Below are 20501 nucleotides of genomic sequence, written 5' to 3'. Positions count from 1 at the left end.
TAAAATGGAAGATAATCTAACCTGGTTTGATAAGAATATAGTTCCGAGAACGAAGGCTTATAAGGATTTTGTATTCGAAATAAAAAATACTTCATCTGAAAATTTTTTCCAAGATGGTGAAAGAATTTTTACAGAGAAAGAAAAGAATTTTATGAAAATTTTTGATCATAAATCTTCTAAAATCAAATTAATCTCATCTCATGCTGAACAAGAAAAATTCACACAAAGCCCTATGAGTAAAGAACAAAATGCAATTTATTTTAATGAGCTTAAGAAACTGATTTCTGAAAAAATACCTGCTTTTCATAGCAATAATCCTCATATAGAAAATACAATCGAGGGTTATAATAACGATGAATTGATAAAGCTGCCCACTGAAGCATTAGAACATTTATTACACTTAAAGGAAGAAGAGTTTAAAGCACAGCAAGAGAATGATGATTTGAATAGCATGGCTTTCATTGACAGAGAAATAAACGAACTTAAATTAATTATTAACAATCAAAACCCAAACATTATGGAAACACAAAATGAATATGATCCAGCTCAGTATCCGAAATTTCAATTAAAATATCTTGGTTTCGGAGAAGGAGAACAACTGCACAAAGATTTAGAAAATGGGATTAATGCTCCCGAAAAAGAGTTCGAAATTAAAACCACTTCCGACAAAACGATGCCTGGAAATGAAATGGAATTCACGTTAAAATTCAATAAGATAGAAAATGGAAGTGTCTTTATGAATTTTTATAATGCTAAACTCACTAAAGAAAATGGCGACGTTATCTCCCACAATTTTCCTGTTAACAGGGTAAATACATTTACTGCCAAAGAAGCAGTCAACCTTTTGGAAGGGCGTACGGTAAAAATAGAATTTCACAACCCGAAAACAGAAAAAATAGAACCTGCATTTGCCAAACTGAATTTTAACGAACCCAAAACTGAAAAAGGAAATTATAATTTCCAGAATTTTTACAAAAATTATGGTGTTGATACGGCTCAGATCGTAGAAAAATCCAAACTGATCTTCGATAAGCCGGAATGGAAGGAAAACACCATAAAATCTTTGGAAAAAGGAAATATTGTCAAAGTGAAATTTGAATTGGATAATAAGGTGATAGAAGGCAAAGCGGTGCTGAATCCTCAATACAAAAATCTGAATCTTTATGATTCCGATATGAACAGAATCAACACCAATAAACCTTTGGGAGGTTTGGAACAGGATAACAAGCACGAAAAAAACAATGTGAAGGAACAAAGCATTAAACGATAGATAATACTTACAACCAATCATTTATTTCCCACCGGTAAGTCAAATTAATTTGGCTGCCGCTTTTTTTAAATCTACAAAAATGAAAAAACTTATAATTCTTCCTTTTCTTGTTTTGCCATTTGCCCTTATTTGCTGCCGCAAAGAAATTAAGTCAGAGAAAGGCGGAATCGACATTATCTCCAATGTTTACTACGATGCATCAAAAGGACTGAATAAAATGCAGAATTTCCATTTATCAAAGATGAATTATTCAGGAGATCAGCTACTAGAATTAGTTCCCGATCTTGCATTTCCCGAAATCAATAAGCAGCTTTATTATATTAAAGATTCACTCTGCTATTCATTAGGTACAGAGAGCAGCAACATTATCCTTTCCGATATTTTTAATAAACAAAAGCCTTTACTGATCTGGAATAAAAAAGAAGGTGCGATTTTTTCAAAAGAATGGATTCCGAACTATAGAAACAGGAGAAGCCTATCAGACACCATTTTATTCAATAAAAAATACAAACGGTTTGAGATCAATTCCCCTTGGAATTATAGCCGATTTTACATTTATCCGTCCGATACCATCTTGCCGTATTCTCTATATAAACACGCAGAAAAGGACTATCACGGCAGGCTTGAAAGGATTGATTCGTACAACAAAAAAAATGACATTTTTGTAACCCTTCAATTAATACCTAGAAAAAATTGGGACAGTGAAGCTAAAGAAATTTTTGAATTTAACCACTTCGTAAAAAATAGAAAAAAAGTGAATGATCAAGAATTTTTTAATGAAACAATTGATGACATTTCTGTAATTGAAGGAGATAAAAAGGAACTTATTGTTTTTCATAAACAGTAAGGATACGTCTTCATTCCTAAAGCTTCTTCAATTGATAAGCAAATAAATAATAGAACACTTGTTACCCTTAATTCCGGTTCAAATACCAGCATACTCAAAAGATTTTTGGTATAAGAATTTCCCATTTTCTGCAATTAAACATTGCCGTTGAATTGCTTATTCTCAGCTAATGCAGAAAAATACTGATCTAATTCTGTCTTGATATTTTGAGCTGTAAGATTGGAAACTGAAATAAAGAGCACGATTAAAACCACTATTATTTTTCTCATATTTTCATTGTCTGATTTAATTGTTTTTGATTATTAATTAGAATGATGTAAAAGGGATACTTTGATCAAGATTTGCTAAGCCGAATGTTTTTTAATAATTCATTCTTTCTTTCCACTTGAATTTATCTTGATTCTTGCTATTTTTTCTCTCCAGTTCGGATAGTAGTTTTTTTATCCTATTTTTATCAATCCACTTTCCATTGACAAAAACGCCGTTGATAGTCTGTGTGTTTTTGATATTTTCGAGAGGATTTTGATCCAGTAAAATAAGATCGGCATATTTCCCTTTTTCGACTGTGCCTACTTCGTCATCAATACCCAGCCATTCAGCTGGCAATCTGGTTGCAGATATTAAAACCTCCTCGTTGGTCATACCCGCATCCACCATCAACCCTAGTTCATCCTGAAGAGCAAAACCTCCTACAACACCAGGAATTCCGGCATCTGTCCCTGCAACAATTGGAACTCCTGCATCATTAAATTCTTTGATCATTTTCTTTTGAAAATCAATAAAGGTGTCGATATGAGCAATGAATTCAGGGCTGGTTCTTTCAAAATAACTGTTGGATGTCAACCATTTATCTCTGGTAAGGGGATGTAAATATTTTAATGTTGGGGAATTACGGACATAATCAATTGAACGCAGCTGTTTTCCAATCCAGATCATTGTGGTTAATGAGGAGGTAAGCCAGGTATTATTATCTTTTGCCAATTTTGCGAAATATTTCGCATCTTCTGTGGTTTTGTTTTGGGATTGCTTTGAATATTCTTCCGTATGGGCAACCATATCAAAATGCGGAATAAAAACCTCTTCCAGATGACCTGCAAAAGCATCAGGAATATGCCCTAAAACCTTTAATCCCTGTTTATGTGCTTCATCAACTATTGCTTTGAAAGTTTCAATATTCAGAGCTGAGTAAACTTTTATAAAACGGTACCCTTCTGCTTTTGCACTTCTTACTGCCTGACGTCCATCATTTGCATTATTAGCGATTCTTCCATTGCCTTCACCACCATCAATTAATGCTGCCAAAGCCATTCTGGGACCTATAACGATTCCTTTTGCTATTTCGTTTCTTTGGGAAAAGTGCGGGGCTCTGGCATTTAGCTCAAATACTGTTGTCACACCATTGGCAATATATAGTAACATTACATCCTGGGTATCAATAAAAACATTAGCTCCTTGAGTAGGACTGCTTTTCTCATATTTATAATTATTATCAGTGGGGGTATGAACGTGCATATCAATCAACCCTGGAATCAGCCATTTTCCTTTTCCATCAATTATTTTTGCTCCATCCGGAATACGCTCGTTGATCGACACTATTTTGGAATCGTTGATAACAACCGTGGCGTTTTCAATGATTTTATTCTCTTTAGTCATCGGAATGATATTCACATCTTTGATTACAAAAAGAATAATGTCTTTTTGTAATTTATTTTTATGTATGCCGGAAGATGTTGTGCATCCGTTCAAAATTATAACCAGTAATACAAAAGAAATGTTTAATATTTTAGTAGTCATATAAGAGATTTAATAAAAAAACTGTCCTATTAAAAAAGGAATAAAAGATGAAATAGAAATCATGTTTTACTGAGATTCTAGATGTTTATTATCAGTGTCAAATGTACATTTTTTTTTTGTAGTACATGATAAAACTAACATTCCTGTCTGTTAGTATTAATAAAATTCCAGAAATTATATTTTTCATATTATCGAAATCTTAATGATTACGGTTAGGGCGCAGTCTTGCAATGGTATCAATTAAGTTGCGTATTTATTTTTTCCTCATCAAATTACATATAATTCATACGCTATTTGAAATTCTCGGAATTATATATTCAAAATATGATATATGTCAGATTCAGGGCGTAAGATAAATTTCCAAGATGTCAATGTCCGCATCCACTAGCAACCTGCAGATTGAGGGCAATTTTCGCAACTTTCGTATTTAATTTTATGCATTCCTCCAACTCGGATATTTCTATCTCAAAGTAAAAAAATAGTTTGGCAGCCTCTCTATTGCTTTTGGTATTGACGACTATCCATCTTGGGTCACTTTTGTTTTCTCTCAAAACTACGAGAACGTTTTCCACATGAGGGAGAAGTTAAATACCATCAGAAACAGAATAGACAAGAACCAGATTTTATTTTTAATACCAATTGCGGTTCAAAAGCGGTTGTATATACAAAATATAAACCATGTTATAAAAGCAGAAATCCATCCATTGAAGATGCGCGAGAATTGGCAGGATATGCAAGGTTAAATAGCATTTGCAAAGAATTGGGTTTCTCTAAAGACGAAATTATTCCAGCCTATTTTATTAATCCAGCCGAATTAAACATTGAACAACTTGAAACAAAATCTGGTTAATACCTTACTAATTAAATTTCTATTTTATTTTTACAATATAAACACCTGAAAAATCCGTATATTTGTAATATAATAATGTTATTTATTGTTAAATATTCATACTAAATACCACCATTATGTTATTTATTTCTTTGTCTAAAACTCAGAAAAAACTAGTTGATAATATCCGTGGAAGACGTTTGCAAATGAATCTAACACAGGAAGGATTGGCGGAAAGGTCGGGTGTTCCTTTACCTACCTTAAGGAAATTTGAGCAAAAAGGCTTGATCTCTTTGGATTCATTTCTAAAATTGCTTTCAGTTGTTGGTGGTTTGGAAGAAATGGTTGATATTTTAAAACCGAAGGAACAGAGTTTTAAATCTATTGATGATGTTCTAAAATCAGAGGAAAAACCAATTAAAAAACGAGGAAATAGAAAATGGAAATAGCCATCAGAGAAATAAAGGTAGGATTGAATTTTGGCTCTGGAATTCAAGACGTTGGACGTTTGGCAATTCGTGATGGTATCATCTATTTTCAATACGATGAAGAATTTCTGCAAACCAATATAGAAATTTCACCTATAAAACTTCCTTTGCGACGAGGCGTGATTGAACTTCCTAGGGATTCTTTTGAAGGTTTGGCTGGTGTTTTCAATGATAGTTTGCCCGACGGTTGGGGAAGATTGCTCTTTGATCGTATGCTTCGCTCGGAAGGAATGTCTCCATCTAATATTTCACCACTTGACCGGTTAGCTTACGTTGGATTGCACGGTATGGGTGCATTGATTTATGAGCCAGATCAGAGTCCCGATAGTAGTAATTATACGATTGATTTGGACGTGTTGGCTAATCAAACTGAAGATGTTTTGCAAGGTGATTCTGAAGAAGTGATTGCAGAACTTTTAGCTTTGAACGGATCTTCTGCCGGAGCACGACCAAAGGCATTAATTGGAGTTGATACCGAAAGAAAAAATATATCGTATGGAGCGAATTTGTTAAACGATGGTTTTGAGCCTTGGATGGTAAAATTTCCAAACTCATTAGATGGGAAAGATGCGGGCGCAATAGAATATGTTTACGCTTTAATGGCTGTAGATGCTGGAATTAAAATGCCTGAAGTACATTTGTTTCCATCACAGAAAGGAAATGGCTATTTTGCCGTTAAACGTTTTGATAGAGAAGGAAATAAACGTCTCCATATGCATACGGTGAGTGGACTCGTTCACAGTAATTTTAGATTTCCATCTCTTGATTATGAAGATTTATTATCATTGGCGGGTGTTTTAACAAAAGATATTAGAGAGGTAGAAAAAATGTTTCGGTTAGCAGTTTTCAATGTGATGGCGCACAATAGAGACGACCATGCTAAGAATTTTTCGTTTTTGATGAATGAATTTGGAGATTGGAGATTATCACCCGCTTACGACCTCACTTTCTCATCTGGACCAGGGGGCGAACAAAGCACTATGGTAATGGGAGAAGGACGAAATATAACCTTCAAACATCTGACTAAATTAGGAAGCGAAGCAAAGCTCTCAAAAGAATTCATAGAGAATGTTATTGAGCAAACAACTTCTGCAATTAGTAAATGGTCAAATCTATCAAAAGATTTTGGAGTTAGTAAATCCAACAGAGAATTAATAGGTAGATTAATTAAAACATTTTAATATAAATTTGAGCTATACCAGTTAGAATTGTAAATTGTTTCGTCCTAAAAATAGATGAAAATTGAGGTGAACAGGCGAAATGTATCAATTATCACTGCCGCATTCGGGAAATGTTAATTGTCTAATTTACAGTAATTTATAAGGGTTGAGGTGGACAAAAGTAGTACAAATGTATTTTTAAATTTATCGTAAAATATTGTAACATATTGGTTTGTAGGTGTTTAATGTGACGAGATTCGTGCGGAAAAGTAGAAAAAAAAGATGTTGCAGCATCTTAATCCTGTACCACTTTTGTACACCTCGATCTACGTAAACCGCCATCAATAAAGACTTCTTTAGATACTGTATCGGGAAATAAAATTTACAAATTATTGATATTTAAATAGTTATATTTTAACTGTGACTTTAATAACCCATTTATTGAATGTAACTTATATGATTTTACCGTTTTTAGTTGTAATTTTTTGTCCCTTTTTTTTGCCCCTATATCATTGAAATACAAAAAAATTAACAAATGAAAATTGAATTGTTATAAATAAGTTATAATATTTCATACAGACCAAAATCCGGAGAATAAAGATAATCCTTTTTCCCAATCTTTATTGATTTCGGATATACCATATCTTCACATTTAAATTTCAAACCATCAAGTTGGTAGTAAGAAAGATAAACGGGAGTAGCTATTTTACCATTTCTCCATTCAATCAAAACATCATCATCAAATTTTGGAATGTCTTTTTTAGTTTTCCGGAAGTCGACTTTAAACAATTCGTTTTGCCTTACAATTAATGCATCATTTTTAATCTTGAAAACATCACAGCTTTCGGTATTTACGACCTGGTACTCGCACGGCACTAAACCATAGGACTTTAAAAGATTTTTCTCATACTCATCAACAGCTTTTGAACGCAGGCTATCACTTAAATGGCTCAAATTTGCCCACTTATTTTCAATGCTGTCGCGAAAAACAATCGTTTTGAATTCCTGCATCTTTGCGTAAGCAGGATGAAAGTATTTTTTGCGGTTGAAATATAGGTCACCATGATCATCAATATAAAAAGGCAGTTTCCAATCATACTTAGCTTTAAAAATCAGCTTATTGTCAACATCGATTATCCTAAATTCAAATTGGCTCTTGTTAGGTTTAAGCAGAATATGGTCATCCTTTAAGACGATGATTTCGCTTAGATCGGTCATGTCATTCACCTTCCTAAATTTTGTTTTGTCTTTCAACAAATCGCTAATCATCAGAACCTCTGGATGTGCATCTTTTTCCGGGAAAGGATTACATCCGAATAAAAATGGCAGGCATAAATAGAATAGTACTGATATATTATTTTTCATATCAAATAATGTAAGTTAAAAATCTGATTATCTGGACAAAAAAACTTCATTTATAGATTCTTACAGAAATCACAAAACTGGAAGGTTTGGTTAAATTGAATTCGTCATAGGTTGATCATGTGAATAGACAATTAATTACTAGCCGTTTCATTACTTACTTGCTGTTTTCTATTTCTATCAACTACGAAACATGCCTGCTGGGTCTTTATAAGTTATTGCTTGTTTTGTTTAATCAATCTTTCCAGCTCATCATCCAGGCTTTTGGTTTTCCCCCCACATCCGTTGAGGATGACTTTTCCATCAGACCCGATTAGTATCTTAGCCGGCGTGCAAACAACATTTTCCTTTAGCTTGATTTCTTTATTCACTCCTTCGGTATTATCGATTTGTTTAAACCGTAACTTAGACTCCTTGAAAAGCTTTTGCGTTTCCTGCTCATCTTCCGAAAATCCTTCGGCTATGCCAATCATTTGGAACTTATTTCCAAAACGCTGATAAGTCTCATTTAATTCTGCCACCATATCGTAGTTTTCAGAATTTTTAAGATCATCAATTTGGTAGACAAAGACTACCCAATATTTGCCTTTATTTACTTCGGAGTTAAATATACTTCCATCAATAGTCTTCGCGGAAAAATATTTTGGACTATTCCCGATATTGAAGTCTATATCGGCTTTGTGAGCTGCAATGAATTGTTTCGAGCGCTCTTCTTTATCCTGGCCCTTGCAATTTAGAACTAACAGAATGCCGGCAAAAAGAAGCAATATTATTTTTTTCATAGTGGTAAATTTAGCTAAAGAATTGAATCCGGATACTGCTAATTTACTAATTTATATTTAGCCAATTTCTGTTTTTGATTATTTAAAGCTAATATCAAAATGGCGTAAATATTGATGAATAGTTGCCATCACATTGTTGCAGAATATCCAGATAAACTATATGAAAACAATTATTATACTTCTTATCCTTTTTTCCAATTGCGCTTTCGCCCAGCAGCAAATACCTGTTAAGGAAGCAATTCCAAAAGGCGGTCTACTAAACCAAAAAATAAAGCAGACGAAATGGTATTTTGATACCGATGAAATCAGTGATAATAAACTCGATCTGAACAACAATACAACTCAACCCGATGTACTTAATTTTGTGGATGCCAGTAAATTCCTTATTACATTGCAGGATGGTACAAAACTTAGTGGGACATACCAGATCTTTGACCTAGGGGATATGGGAACTCATACTGCGCCGAAAAACTATAAGACCTTTAAGGTTCATAAAACTCAAAATTTAAACAGTCGTGCGACGAAACTAGCTACATTTTTGCAGCAAGATCTAAATGTGCATTATGATCTGGAACAAAAGACTATGGATTTTATAAGTAATGACAACGGGTCAATTGTTCCGTCAAATTAACGTTTCTATATAGATTTTGTTTACTTAGCCTAAATCAATGAATTCTAAGTTTATTAATCATTTTGGTGGAGTAGTGAAAACTTTCTATAAGAAGGAATCTTTTATTCTGAGTTCTTTCTTGAATATATAAGCAAAGACACTGAACAATTTCAAAAGAGGCTTATTGTATTCGGAGAAGGAGAGGAAGTTCGGAAGAATTATTTAAGACTCACAGATGTTTTATGTTCTTAATGAGTTACAAAATATGGCCGCTGCAAAATGTGAATCACGATTAGTTAAAAAAGCTGGTTTATTTTCCGCATTAACAGGTTTTCGTTTTTCCGATATTAAAAAACTTGTATGGGGTGAAATACAAGGTTCTAAGTGGAGTTGCTAACTTTGTTAGAACACAATTCTTATACTTTTTTGTCTTTAAGATTATGAAAACGATCAGAAAAATTCAGTTTAGAATTATTTTTTTGACGAAATGTTTGCTGAAAAGTATGTATATATTACTATAAATGTCGTCTCTTCTTTTAGAGTCATTTAAAGATTTTCTTAGAGCCAAAAATTCAGATATAAAACTGCTTATTTTAACCCCTCAAAAATTTTATTTACCTTTTTTTGTGTAAGTTAGATGAATTAGAGAGCTAATTTGTCGGTTTGGGATGTTATGATGCTTTTAGTTCCCTATTTCTTCCTCATTTTGATTAACTAATTAATAATCAAACAGCTTGAAGTTCTGTATCGATAAATCACTGAGTTTTTCAACGTCTTCATGAAGTAATAAATATTAAAATGCGATAAAAAGTTTTTAGATTCTATTTTTATCACTCCACTTCTTTGGTTTTAATCCAAAGTGTTTTTCAAATAATCTTCCGAAATAACTCAAATTGCTAAATCCTAATTGATAGCCGACTTCTGAAACTGAGAGGTCTTCTTGCCTTAACAGTCTTGCCGCCTTTTGCATACGCAGATGATTGTAATATTCGTAAATTCCTTTGCCAAAAACTTGTGTAAATATCCTTCTTAGTTTTAGCTCATTCATACCACTTAGTTTTACCAGTTCATCTTTTGTAAATGGTTTTTCCAGATTTGTTTCTATCGTATTTCGAACCAAATAAACCGCATCAATTTCAGCATTGCTAAGATGGTGATGTTGCGTTTTTTCTCTTTTTAATAAATTGCTGAAAAGCAAATAAATAAGTTCAAGTGCTTTTAACCGATAAAAGGCTTGCGATAAAATGTTTTCTGTTGAAAGATCAGCCAATTGAGCAACCAAATCAGACATTTCAGGTGACATAAATTCTTCTATCCAAAAGGTTTTTTCTACATCAAAAAGATAAGACAATTTATTTGCATCATTGCCTATAAAACGTTTCAGGTATTCCAGTTCGACTAATACGGTGATTTGCTGTACGTGAACATCTCCAGGAAATAGCACTTCGCTCTCTAAATGCGAAGGCATAATGCGAACATGTGGCTGATTGTTCAATGCTCTTTTACCAATTGCTTTACCCTTTTCTTCCGTAATAAAAATATTTTGAAACGAAATGAGCAATCCTTTTTCTATGACCCCGATTGGTTTTCTTTTATAAGCAAAAGTCTGGCTGGCAATTAAGGAACGAACCATTAGTAACATCTCGGGCATCAAGTCCACAATGTTCAATTGGTTGAAATGCAAAAGTTTTATTTCTTCTTCAATAGAAGATAGGGAGAGGCCGAGTTTTTCAGCAAGTCGCCTCATTTTAAGTTTTTCATCAAACATAATTTATTGGACTATTATTTGTTTAATTTGGGCTATTTTATCTGTAAATATATAAAGAGATTTGCGGTATAAAATTAAAATCTTAGAAACAATGAAAAAAAATATTGTGATTTCAGGAGGAGGCATCGCCGGATTAACTGCTGCAAAACTATTGAGCAAACAAGGTCATAAAGTGACTGTTTTGGAAAGAGCTGCATCATTCAGTAAATCTGGGTTTCTTATTTCGCTCAAGAGTTTTGGGGTTCGTATTATGGACGAATTAGGATTAGCAGGACAATTGCAGCAAGCATCATCACCATCGGAATTTGTAAATTTCAGGGAATCAAACAATACAATTATACAAGGTCTTAGCTATGAGAAAATGAACGAGAACATTGAACGTTCCGTATTGATAACACGAGGCGGACTGCATCACGTTTTATACAACGACCTAAAGGATGAAGTGGATATTCTTTTTTCATCTTCTGTTGAAAAACTAACGTATGATGAAAACAAAGCCAAAATCTTACTCAACAACGGAGCCGTGTTGGAAGCCGACCTTCTTATCGTTTCAGAAGGCTTACGCTCCACAACAAGACAGAATTATTTTCCCCAAAGTACGTTAGAGGATTTTAATCTGCTTTATATGGGCGGACGATTGAAAGAGCATCATTCTTATGAGGTCGGTAAATTCAATATTTATATTGATGTGAATAAGATGCTGTCTATTTATCCCATTGCTTCTGATGAGATAGCCATTCAGTGCTATATACACGATAAAGGGGATTTAGCATCCATTCAAAACAAAGCCAATGAAATACTCAGAACATCTTTTACTGGATACAATGAAGATATACAGCATTTGTTAGATCGTTTCGTGGATAACGGTCTTATGTTTCTTGATAAAATGGGCATGATAAATTCACCCACTTTAGTAAACCGCAATGTGGTTTTATTGGGAGATGCGGGCTATTGTCCTACAGCACTATCGGGAATGGGGGCATCGTTATCCATTTACGGAGCAAAAGCTTTGGCTCATTTTATTCACGAAAATCCAAATGATTTAAAAACGGCTTGTGCTAACTATGATACCATCATGCAACCTATGATTCAGAAATTCCAGGGAAATGCAAAAAATAATTCGGCATCATTTATTCCTGATAGTGAAGAAAAATTAAAACGGTTTGTCCATTCATTCAGAGCTGCATCTGATATCGATGTGCAAAAAATAATGATTGATCCAATTGTATTAACAGAAGACCAGTTAAATTTTAAAATTAGTTAAATAATGAATTTTAGGAAGATACTTTCCGTGATAGTAGGATTCGGAACGATAGGACTATTGAGCTCTGTTTTTGCTAAGATACAAGGGATGTTGTTCGCATCATCTTTGGAAATATTTATCAATCAGGAATTAGCCGCCACCAATATTTCTCAATTTATCATCAAATTATTGTGTGTCTGGATTAGCTGTTTTTTTAGGAGGATTAACTACCACAAAGATTGGAGGAAAAGCAAGAGAAAATCTGATAGTTGGCAGTTTAATAATGCTGGTTGTGGGTTGGCTATGGTTGTCGGCTGTGAACCCTATCTGGTTTTGGGTATTAATGATTTCAGGTGTTTTACCCTGCGTATTTTTAGGATATAAAGTAACTTCTGCCATGTCTAAAACATAAAAACTATTTTAACTAAGTATCGAATAAAGAATAAAATCACATCTACCAGTTTACGATTGCCATTTTTTATAATTATATTAATTCCTCAGTATATAAATGTTGCTTTCCTTTTTAGTGAAACCCAGCTTTTCATATAAACTTATTGCCGGAGTTCGGTGCTCTTCGGTAAAGAGCAATACTTCATTCAGTTGTTTCTCGTTTGAGATAGACAGCAATTTTTCTATAAGCTTCAACCCAATTCCCATTCCACGATAATTCCCATCAACGATCACATCTTCAATCCAGCCTTTGTTTCCCGAAATCACCTTGTAGATTGCCATGGAGGCAATTCCCACGATTCGATCCCCTATGAAACATCCAACCAATGTCACTGGGTTGGTCTCAATTAAAATCTCGTCGAGTTTCACCTGTTTTTTGTTAGGGCTTAGTTGCTTAAATAGCGTACAAACCTGATCCTGTAAATTTGCAGTGAGACTGCTTTTGTTTAAAACTTCAATTCGCATTATTCTATATCTTTTAATTTAACAACCGCTTCTGCTTGCAGGTCCTCTGTTAAGTTCAGTGTTTTCCCGAGCTTTTGCGACGCATTTACGAAGGAAATAAAAACACATAATTCCGAAATTTCTTCATCCGAAAAATATTCCCGAAGCATGTCAAAATGTGCATCCGAGATAGAACGGTGGTCTAAGCAAAATAATTCTGCAAAAGAAGCCGCTGTAGAGATTTTCATCTGCGATTCGTCAAAATCAGGTTTTCCGCCTTTTACCATACAATATTCGCAACCATTTCCAAAAGCCATTGTTCTGCGAATCTGCTCCAACAAATCCTGGTCCAGCAAAGTTTCCCTCCATAAAGTTTCCTCCAGATCATTCCACTTTTTAAGAAGATTGGTATTGTGTCCTATAAGCTTTTCGAATGGAGTATTTCCATTGTTCGAAAATTTGATTCGTGTCATATTTTTTTATTTACTTCACAAATTTCAATATTTAAAATGATTTGTTAAAACGGAATTAATGGAATTATTTATTAATTTTGACTGATTTAACTGCTAATATTTAATTTTTAAATGAAAATGACTTTAGATGATTTTGACCAAAAGATTCTTAAGATCTTAAGCCAGAATTCCAGGCTTAGCTATGCCGAAATAGGAAGAATTATTTCGCTGTCACAATCTGCGACCAAAGAGCGCGTGATGAATTTGGTGGATCATGGAATAATACGTCAGTTCAGCGTGGATATAGACTATCAGAAATTAGGTTATGATCTGAAAGTGCTGATCAGTATGAAATTTAAAAATGATGATTTCAGAAAATTCATTGCAGATCTGGAGAAATTTCCTGAAGTCCTGACCTGCAAAAGAGTAACGGGTGAATATTGTCTGATTACCGAATGTATCTTACGGGACAGTTCTCATCTTGAAAAGCTCATAGACAGGCTAATTCCGTATGGAATCCCAACGACATCCATTCAACTTTCAGAAATAAGTGTGCGGAAAATTTAAAGCAGCGGAAAAATACTAAAAAGGCAAGGCATACGAAGTATCACTTAACCTTTTAATAATTTTCTTACCAAATGCTTTTCGGTAAAGGAAAGAAACACCACCGCTGACTCCGGATAGGTCAATATCATTGAGCATTTCCGGATCTAGGCCTAACCACATCATATTAAATATGCTCAGGCTATCGCCGTGAGAAACAATGATGATATTTTCATTATCATTTGACATGATTTCATTGTAGAAAGGCAGTAATCTGTTCCAGACATCAAATCTGGACTCTGCGTCGCTGAAGCACTTGTCGTAGATTGTTTTTTCTTCGTTTTCAATATTTTCTTTCAACCATCGGACAGATTTTCCGATAGCCTTGCCAAGGCTTCTCTCTTTTAGAGCATCTGTCAGGTTGGGAATACAATGTAATTCTTTCCCAAGAATCTCAGCGGTTTGTCTTGCCCTTTTGAGAGGTGATGAATATATTGCAAACCTGATGTCCTGAAATTCTTTCCTGACATTGCGTGCGATGTTTTCCGCCTGCAGAATTCCGTTTTTAGTGAGTTCCCAGTCAGTCCATGAACCGATCATACCATTTGTATGATGGATGGATTCAGGGTGTTGGACCGTGATTACATTTTTATTTAAAAGCATTGACCTATTGTCGTTTTTAAAAAGCTATAAATTATACACAAATATAAGCAACTTGTCATTTTCTGATTAATCTAAGAACGGTAACAACATTACTGATAAGATTTTCTGGTCGATACGCTCAAAAAAGTTATCAGATAATCAATGTCTAATTTGTTTATTCTATTTCTATTTTACCTAGAGGTTCAATATAAATTGATTCTCAAAAAACTTTAAATACATTCAATAAATTGATTTTCAATAAGGTATATTGCCTTTTCTTAATCTCAAAACAACGTTTTGAATTTGAGGTAGGAGGAGTAAAATAACAATTACGAAAATCACACCTGTTAACATCAAGTCATAATAATCTCTGGTAGCACGAGCCAATATCTGATGACCTACCATTTGATTAAAATAGCCTGTGGATACTGCTTTTGAAGTATAGATATCGCTTCCTGCGTTCATATATTGATTTTGAATATCCAGTAAAGTAGCTTGCAATTGAGGGTTGGTTTCCGTAAGTGATTCACGAATCTTTTCCCGAACTCCTGATTTTGCAAATAATTGAAGTTCGTTGCTAAATGCTAAGCTGGCGGTAAAACCTGTGAACCTTGCTAATATACCGACCAGTGATGCATTGATCGCAATTTTGGGAGGCGCTGATGAAGCGGTAAATGAAACAATCGGAACAAATAAGACTCCTGTTGCCACACCATAAATAAACATCGGTAGAATGAAATCAATTGTTTCGCCCTGCACAGAAACAAATAGTATCATATAAGCATAATAGATCGCCATGAGTCCAAAGCCAACAATAATCATCCTTATCAAGTTGTAACCCATTAAGACAAATCTGGAAGTAACGAACATACTCAGTGTAGTTCCAAAAATTACAGCCGTCCATATAGGAATGGTGCTCAGTGGGTCATTTCCTAAAATTATTTCAAGATAGCCGTAAGCAAGTCCTGTACTTCCTTTAAAAATATAAAATGTAAAAAGTAGTACTAACCCAATGACAAAATTCTTTGTCCTGAAAATCTGTAAGTTGATCAATGGCCGTTTAAGCTTCAATTCTCTAATGATGAAAAGTGAAAGAATAATTAGATTAACGACACTAAGAGTAGCAATTAATGAACTACCGAACCATCCCAATTGTCGTCCGTACACAAGGATGTATCCTAATGTCAAGATAAAAGATACATAAAACAGATAACCTATCCAATCCACCTGATAAAGTGGAATCTTTTTGGTAAATCGGGCTTTACTGTTCATGGTTAGCAATACGGTAATTGTCAGAATGAAGAGTATGATAATAAATCCGTAGAATAGCCAGTTGAAATCAAAGAAATGAATGACCACACTGGTAAAAATAGAATAAAAAGGAACGGCAATCTGTATGCTGCCATACAGTAGGCTAAAGGCAATCACACGGGCACGTACAGACTGTAATCTTGGAAAAATCAGTTGTAAGACGATGCCTGAAATCAATGCACAGGTAATCCCTTGAAAAAACTGGCAAATAACAAACAATGTCCAATCTTTGAAATGAAAACATATTACGGAACATATTGCATTTACGGCAAGAGCAACTAGTAAATATTTCCTAGGTGCAAAATATTTTACGATCCGAAGATCAAGTGCTAGGAAAGCTACGGTAGAACCATAGATTACGACCATCCCGTATTGCACATCAGTAGGTTGGATACCGTAAAACCCCATCGTTGCGATCGGACTGCTGTAAAAAGCGAAGCTAAACAGACAGGTCATCAGAATGGCAAATATGACGGATCTCGCCACCCATTCTGATACCCAGGATTTGAAAATCGGTATTTTATGTGCTTGCATCATTTCCCTTTTAAAACATAAACATTGGCATTCATTCCGGCAGAGAGTTTTCCTAACTTTTCAGGCGTATCGGTCAGTTTAATTCTTACAGGAATCCGTTGGATGATTTTGACAAAATTACCTGTAGCATTATCTGGTGGAAGTAGGGAATAACGTGAGCCTGTGGTGGGCGAAAGTGATTCGATGGTACCGTTAAATTTTTCATTCGGGAAAGCATCAACTTCTATGGATACAGCTTGCCCGATTTTGAAGTTGCCAATCTGCGTTTCTTTAAAATTGGCCATTACCCATTTTTCCTCGGCCTTGTTTACCAAAAAAGCCAATGTTTGCCCGGGTTGTATCAGTTGACCTTCCTGAATGGTCTTTTTACCGATTTGTCCATCAAAAGGTGCAGTGATAACCGTATATCGAATATCCAGTTCCTGTCTTTGAAGGAGTGTTTCTTTAATTTTTATCTCTGCCTGTATAGCATTATGCTGTGCTCTAAAATCATTAAGTTTAGATTCTGCTACTTGTAAAGAAGCTTTAGCCTGATCGTAATCTGACTGTGCAATGGATAAAGAAGCACTGATATTGTCAAATTTTTGTTGTGTGGTTGATTCATCTGCCAATAGATTTTTATAACGGTCAAATTCTTTTTGCTGCTGGTTCAATCTTGCTTTAGCTCCTGCCACTTGCGCCTTAATGACTTCAATACTTTTAAGTTGCGTTTCTTCGTTCGCCGCCAAAATCGGTAATTTGGCGTGTGAACTCATGAGTTCTGCTGATGCAGCATCTTTTTTCAGCCCATACTCGTCCAATTCAATTAGCACAAGCGTATCACCTTTTTTAACCAGCTGATTGTCCTTGTAATATATTTTGCTGATATATCCACCCACTTTTGCGTTTATGGGCGACAAGTAAGCATCTACCTGAGCGTCGTTGGTCTGTTCATAACTATATCCTTTAAGGAAATAGATAGCTCCCCAAATAATGATTCCTACGAATAATGCGATACCAAACCATTTGGTTAGGCTTACAACAATTTTATCTGTTTTATTTTTGTTCATAATAGTTGTATTAAAGAATTCCTACAATTGCCAATAGTCTGATATGGCTTACTTTTACGTTTGTCTGTGCTGTTGTCAGATTGAATTTTGCTTCCAGTAAAGCGTTTTCTGCTTCCAAAAGATCGGTCAGTAGCGATTCCTGGTTTAAATAGCTACTTCTGATGACACGAACGGTCTCGGTGGTTTTAATGATATTTTGTTCAGCCGTTTCCACGCTCTCCAAAGCCTGTTGCTGCTGTAAATAAGCTTCTTTTACCTGAAGAGAGATTTCGTCCTTTTTCATTTCTGCTTTTTCTTTAGCCTGAGTGCTGACAACTTGGGCACGAGCGATCGTATGTTTGCTTTTGTAAAGATTATCAATAGAATACTGTACTTTAATTCCTACCTGACCAAATCCCCACAAGTCATTTGAATACGGATAAAAGGAAATCTGTGGATAGTTGTAATTATAGTTAGCGTACAAGGAAACTTTTGGTAATCGTGTCGCCTTAATCTGTTTTATATTCAGTTCGCTCCATTTGATGTCGCTATTGACCATTTTGTATTCCGGAGATTTGTTGAAAGCGATGTCTACATAATCATTGTAGTCACCATCTGTGATCGCGTTTAATTCAATTATATCTTCGTGTTGTATTGCTAATTCAGTATCATTTTCACGCCCCATCAGAATATTGAGCCTTTGTTTAGCGATTTCAATCTTCTTCGTGACGTCAGAAAGACTAAGTTTCAGTTGAGATAATTTCACGGAGGTTCTCAGTACATCACTCTTCAGTACGATGCCGTTTTTATGCAGACTTTCTATCAATCTCAATTGCTTTTTTTCTGCTTCAATCTCTGCATTAAGAAAATCATAGAAATGCAAAAACTTATATAGATCAAAATAAGCAACAGCGACATTATATTTTACACTATGCTTTTGCAAATCCACCTCATATTGTTTTCGTGTTTCTTCTTCCTTTTTCATGGCGATGTTCCTTTTGTCTTTACCACCATTATAAAGATTAAAGTTTAAGTTGTAGCCCACTCCGTAACTGTAACCTTTTACCGGCACATCCTGTGGAGAAGAGAATAATCCATTGTCGTAAATCAGAAATTTGGAGTTGAGTTTTACGTCTCCACCTACCGAAAGTTCCGGTAATAAACGGTCTTTTGCTTCCAATATTTCTATTTTACTTTGCTGATGATTTAGGTCAGATAGTTTCAGTTGTCGATTATTCATTTCTGCAACTTTCCATATTTCTTCCAAACTTAAAGGTTGGACTTTTCCTGTATGCTGAGCGTAAATATAGGGTGCAAATAACAGCAACAGTATGCCCAAAATCGGAACTGTTTTATATTGTCTCATTAGTTTTGTTTTTATAAATGATTGGTTTCTTTCTCTTTTCTAACCATTGGTTTAGTATCTTTTTCAACTCATCAAAAGCAAAGCTTAAATCGCTCATTGGCATGAAAGGACTAGAATAGGTGCAAACCAGCCAGTAGATGTAGACCTGGTCAATTTGTTCACCAGGATGAGGAAATTGATGTTCAGATTTTTTGGCTTGTATTTCAAGTTCAAAATCTTTATCGGGTTCTATGATTTTATGCTCCATCAGATTTTACTATTATTAACACAGCAAAATTATCCATCAAAGAAAGCTTTGTTTTTATATAATTAGCCTAATATTTACTAAATTTGGCCATATGGAAATTCTTAGCCAATTAATAAATAGTGTGGATCAAAATCCCGATTCCATCCTCGTGATGCGACAGCAGACGGAACAACGTTTGCCTGCTCATCAGCACGATAAGGCTCAGTTGTTATTGGTATATGGCGGGATTGCTTACTTACAGACAGACGAAAAGGATTTCTATATTCCGTCCAATCATTATATCTGGATACCAAAAAACTATCCGCACAATCTGATGTTCAACACACAGGATTTATACATTATCAATATTTACTTTCCAGAAAAAAAAGTGAGAGGTTTTTATGATGAACTGGGTATTTATCCCGTGAGTAAGTTGCTGGCAGAGATGCTCTCATTTAGCGAGAAGTGGCAGGGTGATTATTTTAAAGGTTCATGGGAATTTGAATTTTTGACCACGCTTAAAGGCGTATTATCAAAAGAAAACCTCAAAAAATTCTCCATCCAACTTCCTACAACGGACGATCAACGGCTCAACGCCATCATCGACAGCTTTAGAAATCGGTTAAATGAAGATCTAAGTTTAGATATCATTGCCCAGCAATCGGGAATGAGTGTGCGTAGTTTGACCAGACTATTCCAAACGAAATTGCACATTACTTTTGTTCAATACTTAAAAATGCTCCGGATTATCCGGGCGATGGAATTGATAAAAGATACAGATCTGAACATGACCGAGATAGCCTATGAAATAGGATATTCGAATATAGCTGCATTTAGCAATAATTTTCAGCAACTGACCAATATGAGACCTACGGAATTTAAAATGAAATAAGCAGTAAGATTATAGTTGTTTTAACTATAATCTTACGCTAAAATAGCTTATAGTTAAGTTGTATTATCTGATAGTATCCTTAAATGGATCAACACTTATTTCCATCATCAATTTTTCAAAAAAGAAATAGAACCCAAACGTATCCCTGATTTTTTTTGGTTCACTCTCAAATTGTAAGTCAGCTTCTGTTTTTAACTTTTCATAGATTTCCCAAACGGCTTGCTCATCTTTTTGATAAAATCCGATGTGGAAATTCTCAGGATATTCAGGTGTATTTTCCTTGTGGTTCAATTCCTGTCCCCAAATGACCAAGGCAAAATTATAGCCATTTTCCAATACTGCCATTTTGCTTTTGCGGTTTATGATTAAATTAAAACCTAAATGGCTTTCAAATAAATGGACAGCTCTATTTACGTCTTTAACGACTAAATTGATGTGATTTAAATTCATTTTCTTGTTG

The 20501-nt window shown here is 34.6% G+C and carries 22 protein-coding genes; 8 read left to right on the top strand and 14 right to left on the bottom strand.

Going from position 1 to position 20501, the window contains the following annotated elements; genetic code table 11:
- Nucleotides 1-4: 4 nt before the first annotated feature.
- A complete protein-coding gene (locus tag AAHI02_RS06155) occupies nt 5-1270 on the top strand; it encodes a hypothetical protein (RefSeq protein WP_346985927.1) in 1266 nt (421 codons plus the stop codon).
- 79 nt (nt 1271-1349) lie between these two features.
- The gene (locus tag AAHI02_RS06150) at nt 1350-2117 is read left to right on the top strand and encodes a hypothetical protein (protein ID WP_346985926.1); all 768 of its coding nucleotides are present in this window, start codon (nt 1350-1352) and stop codon (nt 2115-2117) included.
- 134 nt (nt 2118-2251) lie between these two features.
- Here AAHI02_RS06150 and AAHI02_RS06145 read toward each other — a convergent pair whose 3' ends face one another.
- Together AAHI02_RS06145 and AAHI02_RS06140 are read right to left on the bottom strand one after the other, a co-directional pair.
- Nucleotides 2252-2386, bottom strand: coding sequence for a hypothetical protein (locus tag AAHI02_RS06145; protein ID WP_346985925.1), 135 nt, complete (start codon nt 2384-2386; stop codon nt 2252-2254).
- 91 nt (nt 2387-2477) lie between these two features.
- A complete protein-coding gene (locus AAHI02_RS06140; RefSeq protein ID WP_346985924.1) occupies nt 2478-3911 on the bottom strand; it encodes an amidohydrolase family protein in 1434 nt (477 codons plus the stop codon).
- 966 nt (nt 3912-4877) lie between these two features.
- Here AAHI02_RS06140 and AAHI02_RS06135 point away from each other — a divergent pair.
- Together AAHI02_RS06135 and AAHI02_RS06130 are read left to right on the top strand one after the other, a co-directional pair.
- Nucleotides 4878-5189 (top strand): helix-turn-helix transcriptional regulator, encoded by a 312-nt coding sequence (locus AAHI02_RS06135; protein WP_346985923.1) that lies wholly within the window; start codon nt 4878-4880, stop codon nt 5187-5189.
- Entirely contained in the window at nt 5180-6409 is a 1230-nt protein-coding gene (locus tag AAHI02_RS06130; protein WP_346985922.1) for a type II toxin-antitoxin system HipA family toxin, read from the top strand. Before AAHI02_RS06135 ends, AAHI02_RS06130 begins: the two co-directional genes overlap by 10 nt.
- Before the next feature lie 540 nt (nt 6410-6949).
- On the opposite strand, the gene AAHI02_RS06125 is transcribed toward AAHI02_RS06130, so the two are convergent.
- Both AAHI02_RS06125 and AAHI02_RS06120 read right to left on the bottom strand, forming a co-directional pair.
- A complete protein-coding gene (locus tag AAHI02_RS06125; RefSeq protein ID WP_346985921.1) occupies nt 6950-7753 on the bottom strand; it encodes a hypothetical protein in 804 nt (267 codons plus the stop codon).
- Between the two features lie 212 nt (nt 7754-7965).
- Nucleotides 7966-8532, bottom strand: a complete 567-nt coding sequence (locus tag AAHI02_RS06120; protein WP_346985920.1) for an AhpC/TSA family protein — start codon at nt 8530-8532, stop codon at nt 7966-7968.
- A gap of 160 nt (nt 8533-8692) precedes the next feature.
- Between AAHI02_RS06120 and AAHI02_RS06115 the strand changes: the two genes are divergently transcribed.
- A complete protein-coding gene (locus AAHI02_RS06115; RefSeq protein ID WP_346985919.1) occupies nt 8693-9163 on the top strand; it encodes a hypothetical protein in 471 nt (156 codons plus the stop codon).
- Nucleotides 9164-9956: 793 nt separating this feature from the next.
- Here the strand turns inward: AAHI02_RS06115 and AAHI02_RS06110 are convergent.
- On the bottom strand, nt 9957-10910 hold the full coding sequence (locus tag AAHI02_RS06110; protein WP_346985918.1) for an AraC family transcriptional regulator: 954 nt from the start codon (nt 10908-10910) through the stop codon (nt 9957-9959).
- Nucleotides 10911-11001: 91 nt separating this feature from the next.
- Between AAHI02_RS06110 and AAHI02_RS06105 the strand changes: the two genes are divergently transcribed.
- A complete protein-coding gene (locus AAHI02_RS06105) occupies nt 11002-12174 on the top strand; it encodes an FAD-dependent monooxygenase (RefSeq protein ID WP_346985917.1) in 1173 nt (390 codons plus the stop codon).
- Between the two features lie 165 nt (nt 12175-12339).
- On the opposite strand, the gene AAHI02_RS06100 is transcribed toward AAHI02_RS06105, so the two are convergent.
- The 3 genes from AAHI02_RS06100 to AAHI02_RS06090 all read right to left on the bottom strand — a co-directional run bounded on the left by AAHI02_RS06100 (nt 12340) and on the right by AAHI02_RS06090 (nt 13520).
- Complete coding sequence (locus AAHI02_RS06100; RefSeq protein ID WP_346985916.1) at nt 12340-12552, bottom strand: hypothetical protein; 213 nt, start codon at nt 12550-12552, stop codon at nt 12340-12342.
- A 90-nt stretch (nt 12553-12642) separates the two neighbouring features.
- Nucleotides 12643-13068 carry a GNAT family N-acetyltransferase gene (locus tag AAHI02_RS06095; RefSeq protein ID WP_346985915.1) on the bottom strand — a complete coding sequence of 142 codons (426 nt, stop codon included), beginning with the start codon at nt 13066-13068 and terminating at the stop codon, nt 12643-12645.
- Nucleotides 13068-13520 carry a carboxymuconolactone decarboxylase family protein gene (locus tag AAHI02_RS06090; protein ID WP_346985914.1) on the bottom strand — a complete coding sequence of 151 codons (453 nt, stop codon included), beginning with the start codon at nt 13518-13520 and terminating at the stop codon, nt 13068-13070. Before AAHI02_RS06090 ends, AAHI02_RS06095 begins: the two co-directional genes overlap by 1 nt.
- 111 nt (nt 13521-13631) lie before the next feature.
- Between AAHI02_RS06090 and AAHI02_RS06085 the strand changes: the two genes are divergently transcribed.
- Nucleotides 13632-14066: an Lrp/AsnC family transcriptional regulator gene (locus tag AAHI02_RS06085; protein WP_346985913.1), complete on the top strand. Its 435-nt coding sequence runs from the start codon at nt 13632-13634 to the stop codon at nt 14064-14066.
- A gap of 15 nt (nt 14067-14081) precedes the next feature.
- Here the strand turns inward: AAHI02_RS06085 and AAHI02_RS06080 are convergent, their stop codons facing one another.
- From AAHI02_RS06080 to AAHI02_RS06060, 5 genes are all read right to left on the bottom strand, one after another.
- Nucleotides 14082-14705 (bottom strand): histidine phosphatase family protein, encoded by a 624-nt coding sequence (locus AAHI02_RS06080; protein WP_346985912.1) that lies wholly within the window; start codon nt 14703-14705, stop codon nt 14082-14084.
- A 234-nt stretch (nt 14706-14939) separates the two neighbouring features.
- On the bottom strand, nt 14940-16532 hold the full coding sequence (locus AAHI02_RS06075; protein WP_346985911.1) for an MFS transporter: 1593 nt from the start codon (nt 16530-16532) through the stop codon (nt 14940-14942).
- Nucleotides 16529-17578 carry an HlyD family secretion protein gene (locus AAHI02_RS06070; RefSeq protein WP_346985910.1) on the bottom strand — a complete coding sequence of 350 codons (1050 nt, stop codon included), beginning with the start codon at nt 17576-17578 and terminating at the stop codon, nt 16529-16531. The genes AAHI02_RS06075 and AAHI02_RS06070 overlap by 4 nt, the downstream gene beginning before the upstream one ends.
- A 10-nt stretch (nt 17579-17588) precedes the next feature.
- Nucleotides 17589-18923, bottom strand: a complete 1335-nt coding sequence (locus AAHI02_RS06065) for a TolC family protein (protein ID WP_346985909.1) — start codon at nt 18921-18923, stop codon at nt 17589-17591.
- The gene (locus AAHI02_RS06060; protein ID WP_346985908.1) at nt 18910-19170 is read right to left on the bottom strand and encodes a hypothetical protein; all 261 of its coding nucleotides are present in this window, start codon (nt 19168-19170) and stop codon (nt 18910-18912) included. The genes AAHI02_RS06065 and AAHI02_RS06060 overlap by 14 nt, the downstream gene beginning before the upstream one ends.
- Nucleotides 19171-19261: 91 nt before the next feature.
- Here AAHI02_RS06060 and AAHI02_RS06055 point away from each other — a divergent pair, with 91 nt between their 5' ends.
- Nucleotides 19262-20041, top strand: coding sequence for an AraC family transcriptional regulator (locus AAHI02_RS06055; protein WP_346985907.1), 780 nt, complete (start codon nt 19262-19264; stop codon nt 20039-20041).
- 63 nt (nt 20042-20104) lie between these two features.
- Here the strand turns inward: AAHI02_RS06055 and AAHI02_RS06050 are convergent, their stop codons facing one another.
- A complete protein-coding gene (locus AAHI02_RS06050; protein WP_346985906.1) occupies nt 20105-20491 on the bottom strand; it encodes a VOC family protein in 387 nt (128 codons plus the stop codon).
- Nucleotides 20492-20501: the final 10 nt, after the last annotated feature.

Origin of the sequence: Chryseobacterium sp. POE27, from assembly GCF_039727685.1 — a bacterium.
GTDB lineage: Bacteria > Bacteroidota > Bacteroidia > Flavobacteriales > Weeksellaceae > Chryseobacterium.
Note: the sequence above shows the minus strand (reverse complement) of the source record. Positions and strands in the feature narration are given on the sequence as shown.

Excerpts from the sequence above, each read along its gene's own strand:
- AAHI02_RS06155 (WP_346985927.1), top strand. The coding sequence starts at position 5 with ATGGAAGATAATCTAACCTGGTTTGATAAGAATATAGTTCCGAGAACG.
- AAHI02_RS06120 (WP_346985920.1), bottom strand. The coding sequence starts at position 8,532 with ATGAAAAAAATAATATTGCTTCTTTTTGCCGGCATTCTGTTAGTTCTA.
- AAHI02_RS06060 (WP_346985908.1), bottom strand. The coding sequence starts at position 19,170 with ATGGAGCATAAAATCATAGAACCCGATAAAGATTTTGAACTTGAAATA.
- AAHI02_RS06110 (WP_346985918.1), bottom strand. The coding sequence starts at position 10,910 with ATGTTTGATGAAAAACTTAAAATGAGGCGACTTGCTGAAAAACTCGGC.
- AAHI02_RS06050 (WP_346985906.1), bottom strand. The coding sequence starts at position 20,491 with ATGAATTTAAATCACATCAATTTAGTCGTTAAAGACGTAAATAGAGCT.
- AAHI02_RS06125 (WP_346985921.1), bottom strand. The coding sequence starts at position 7,753 with ATGAAAAATAATATATCAGTACTATTCTATTTATGCCTGCCATTTTTA.
- AAHI02_RS06115 (WP_346985919.1), top strand. The coding sequence starts at position 8,693 with ATGAAAACAATTATTATACTTCTTATCCTTTTTTCCAATTGCGCTTTC.
- AAHI02_RS06130 (WP_346985922.1), top strand. The coding sequence starts at position 5,180 with ATGGAAATAGCCATCAGAGAAATAAAGGTAGGATTGAATTTTGGCTCT.
- AAHI02_RS06080 (WP_346985912.1), bottom strand. The coding sequence starts at position 14,705 with ATGCTTTTAAATAAAAATGTAATCACGGTCCAACACCCTGAATCCATC.
- AAHI02_RS06100 (WP_346985916.1), bottom strand. The coding sequence starts at position 12,552 with ATGGCAGAAGTTACTTTATATCCTAAAAATACGCAGGGTAAAACACCT.
- AAHI02_RS06105 (WP_346985917.1), top strand. The coding sequence starts at position 11,002 with ATGAAAAAAAATATTGTGATTTCAGGAGGAGGCATCGCCGGATTAACT.
- AAHI02_RS06135 (WP_346985923.1), top strand. The coding sequence starts at position 4,878 with ATGTTATTTATTTCTTTGTCTAAAACTCAGAAAAAACTAGTTGATAAT.
- AAHI02_RS06095 (WP_346985915.1), bottom strand. The coding sequence starts at position 13,068 with ATGCGAATTGAAGTTTTAAACAAAAGCAGTCTCACTGCAAATTTACAG.
- AAHI02_RS06085 (WP_346985913.1), top strand. The coding sequence starts at position 13,632 with ATGAAAATGACTTTAGATGATTTTGACCAAAAGATTCTTAAGATCTTA.
- AAHI02_RS06055 (WP_346985907.1), top strand. The coding sequence starts at position 19,262 with ATGGAAATTCTTAGCCAATTAATAAATAGTGTGGATCAAAATCCCGAT.
- AAHI02_RS06065 (WP_346985909.1), bottom strand. The coding sequence starts at position 18,923 with ATGAGACAATATAAAACAGTTCCGATTTTGGGCATACTGTTGCTGTTA.
- AAHI02_RS06140 (WP_346985924.1), bottom strand. The coding sequence starts at position 3,911 with ATGACTACTAAAATATTAAACATTTCTTTTGTATTACTGGTTATAATT.
- AAHI02_RS06145 (WP_346985925.1), bottom strand. The coding sequence starts at position 2,386 with ATGAGAAAAATAATAGTGGTTTTAATCGTGCTCTTTATTTCAGTTTCC.
- AAHI02_RS06150 (WP_346985926.1), top strand. The coding sequence starts at position 1,350 with ATGAAAAAACTTATAATTCTTCCTTTTCTTGTTTTGCCATTTGCCCTT.
- AAHI02_RS06075 (WP_346985911.1), bottom strand. The coding sequence starts at position 16,532 with ATGATGCAAGCACATAAAATACCGATTTTCAAATCCTGGGTATCAGAA.
- AAHI02_RS06070 (WP_346985910.1), bottom strand. The coding sequence starts at position 17,578 with ATGAACAAAAATAAAACAGATAAAATTGTTGTAAGCCTAACCAAATGG.
- AAHI02_RS06090 (WP_346985914.1), bottom strand. The coding sequence starts at position 13,520 with ATGACACGAATCAAATTTTCGAACAATGGAAATACTCCATTCGAAAAG.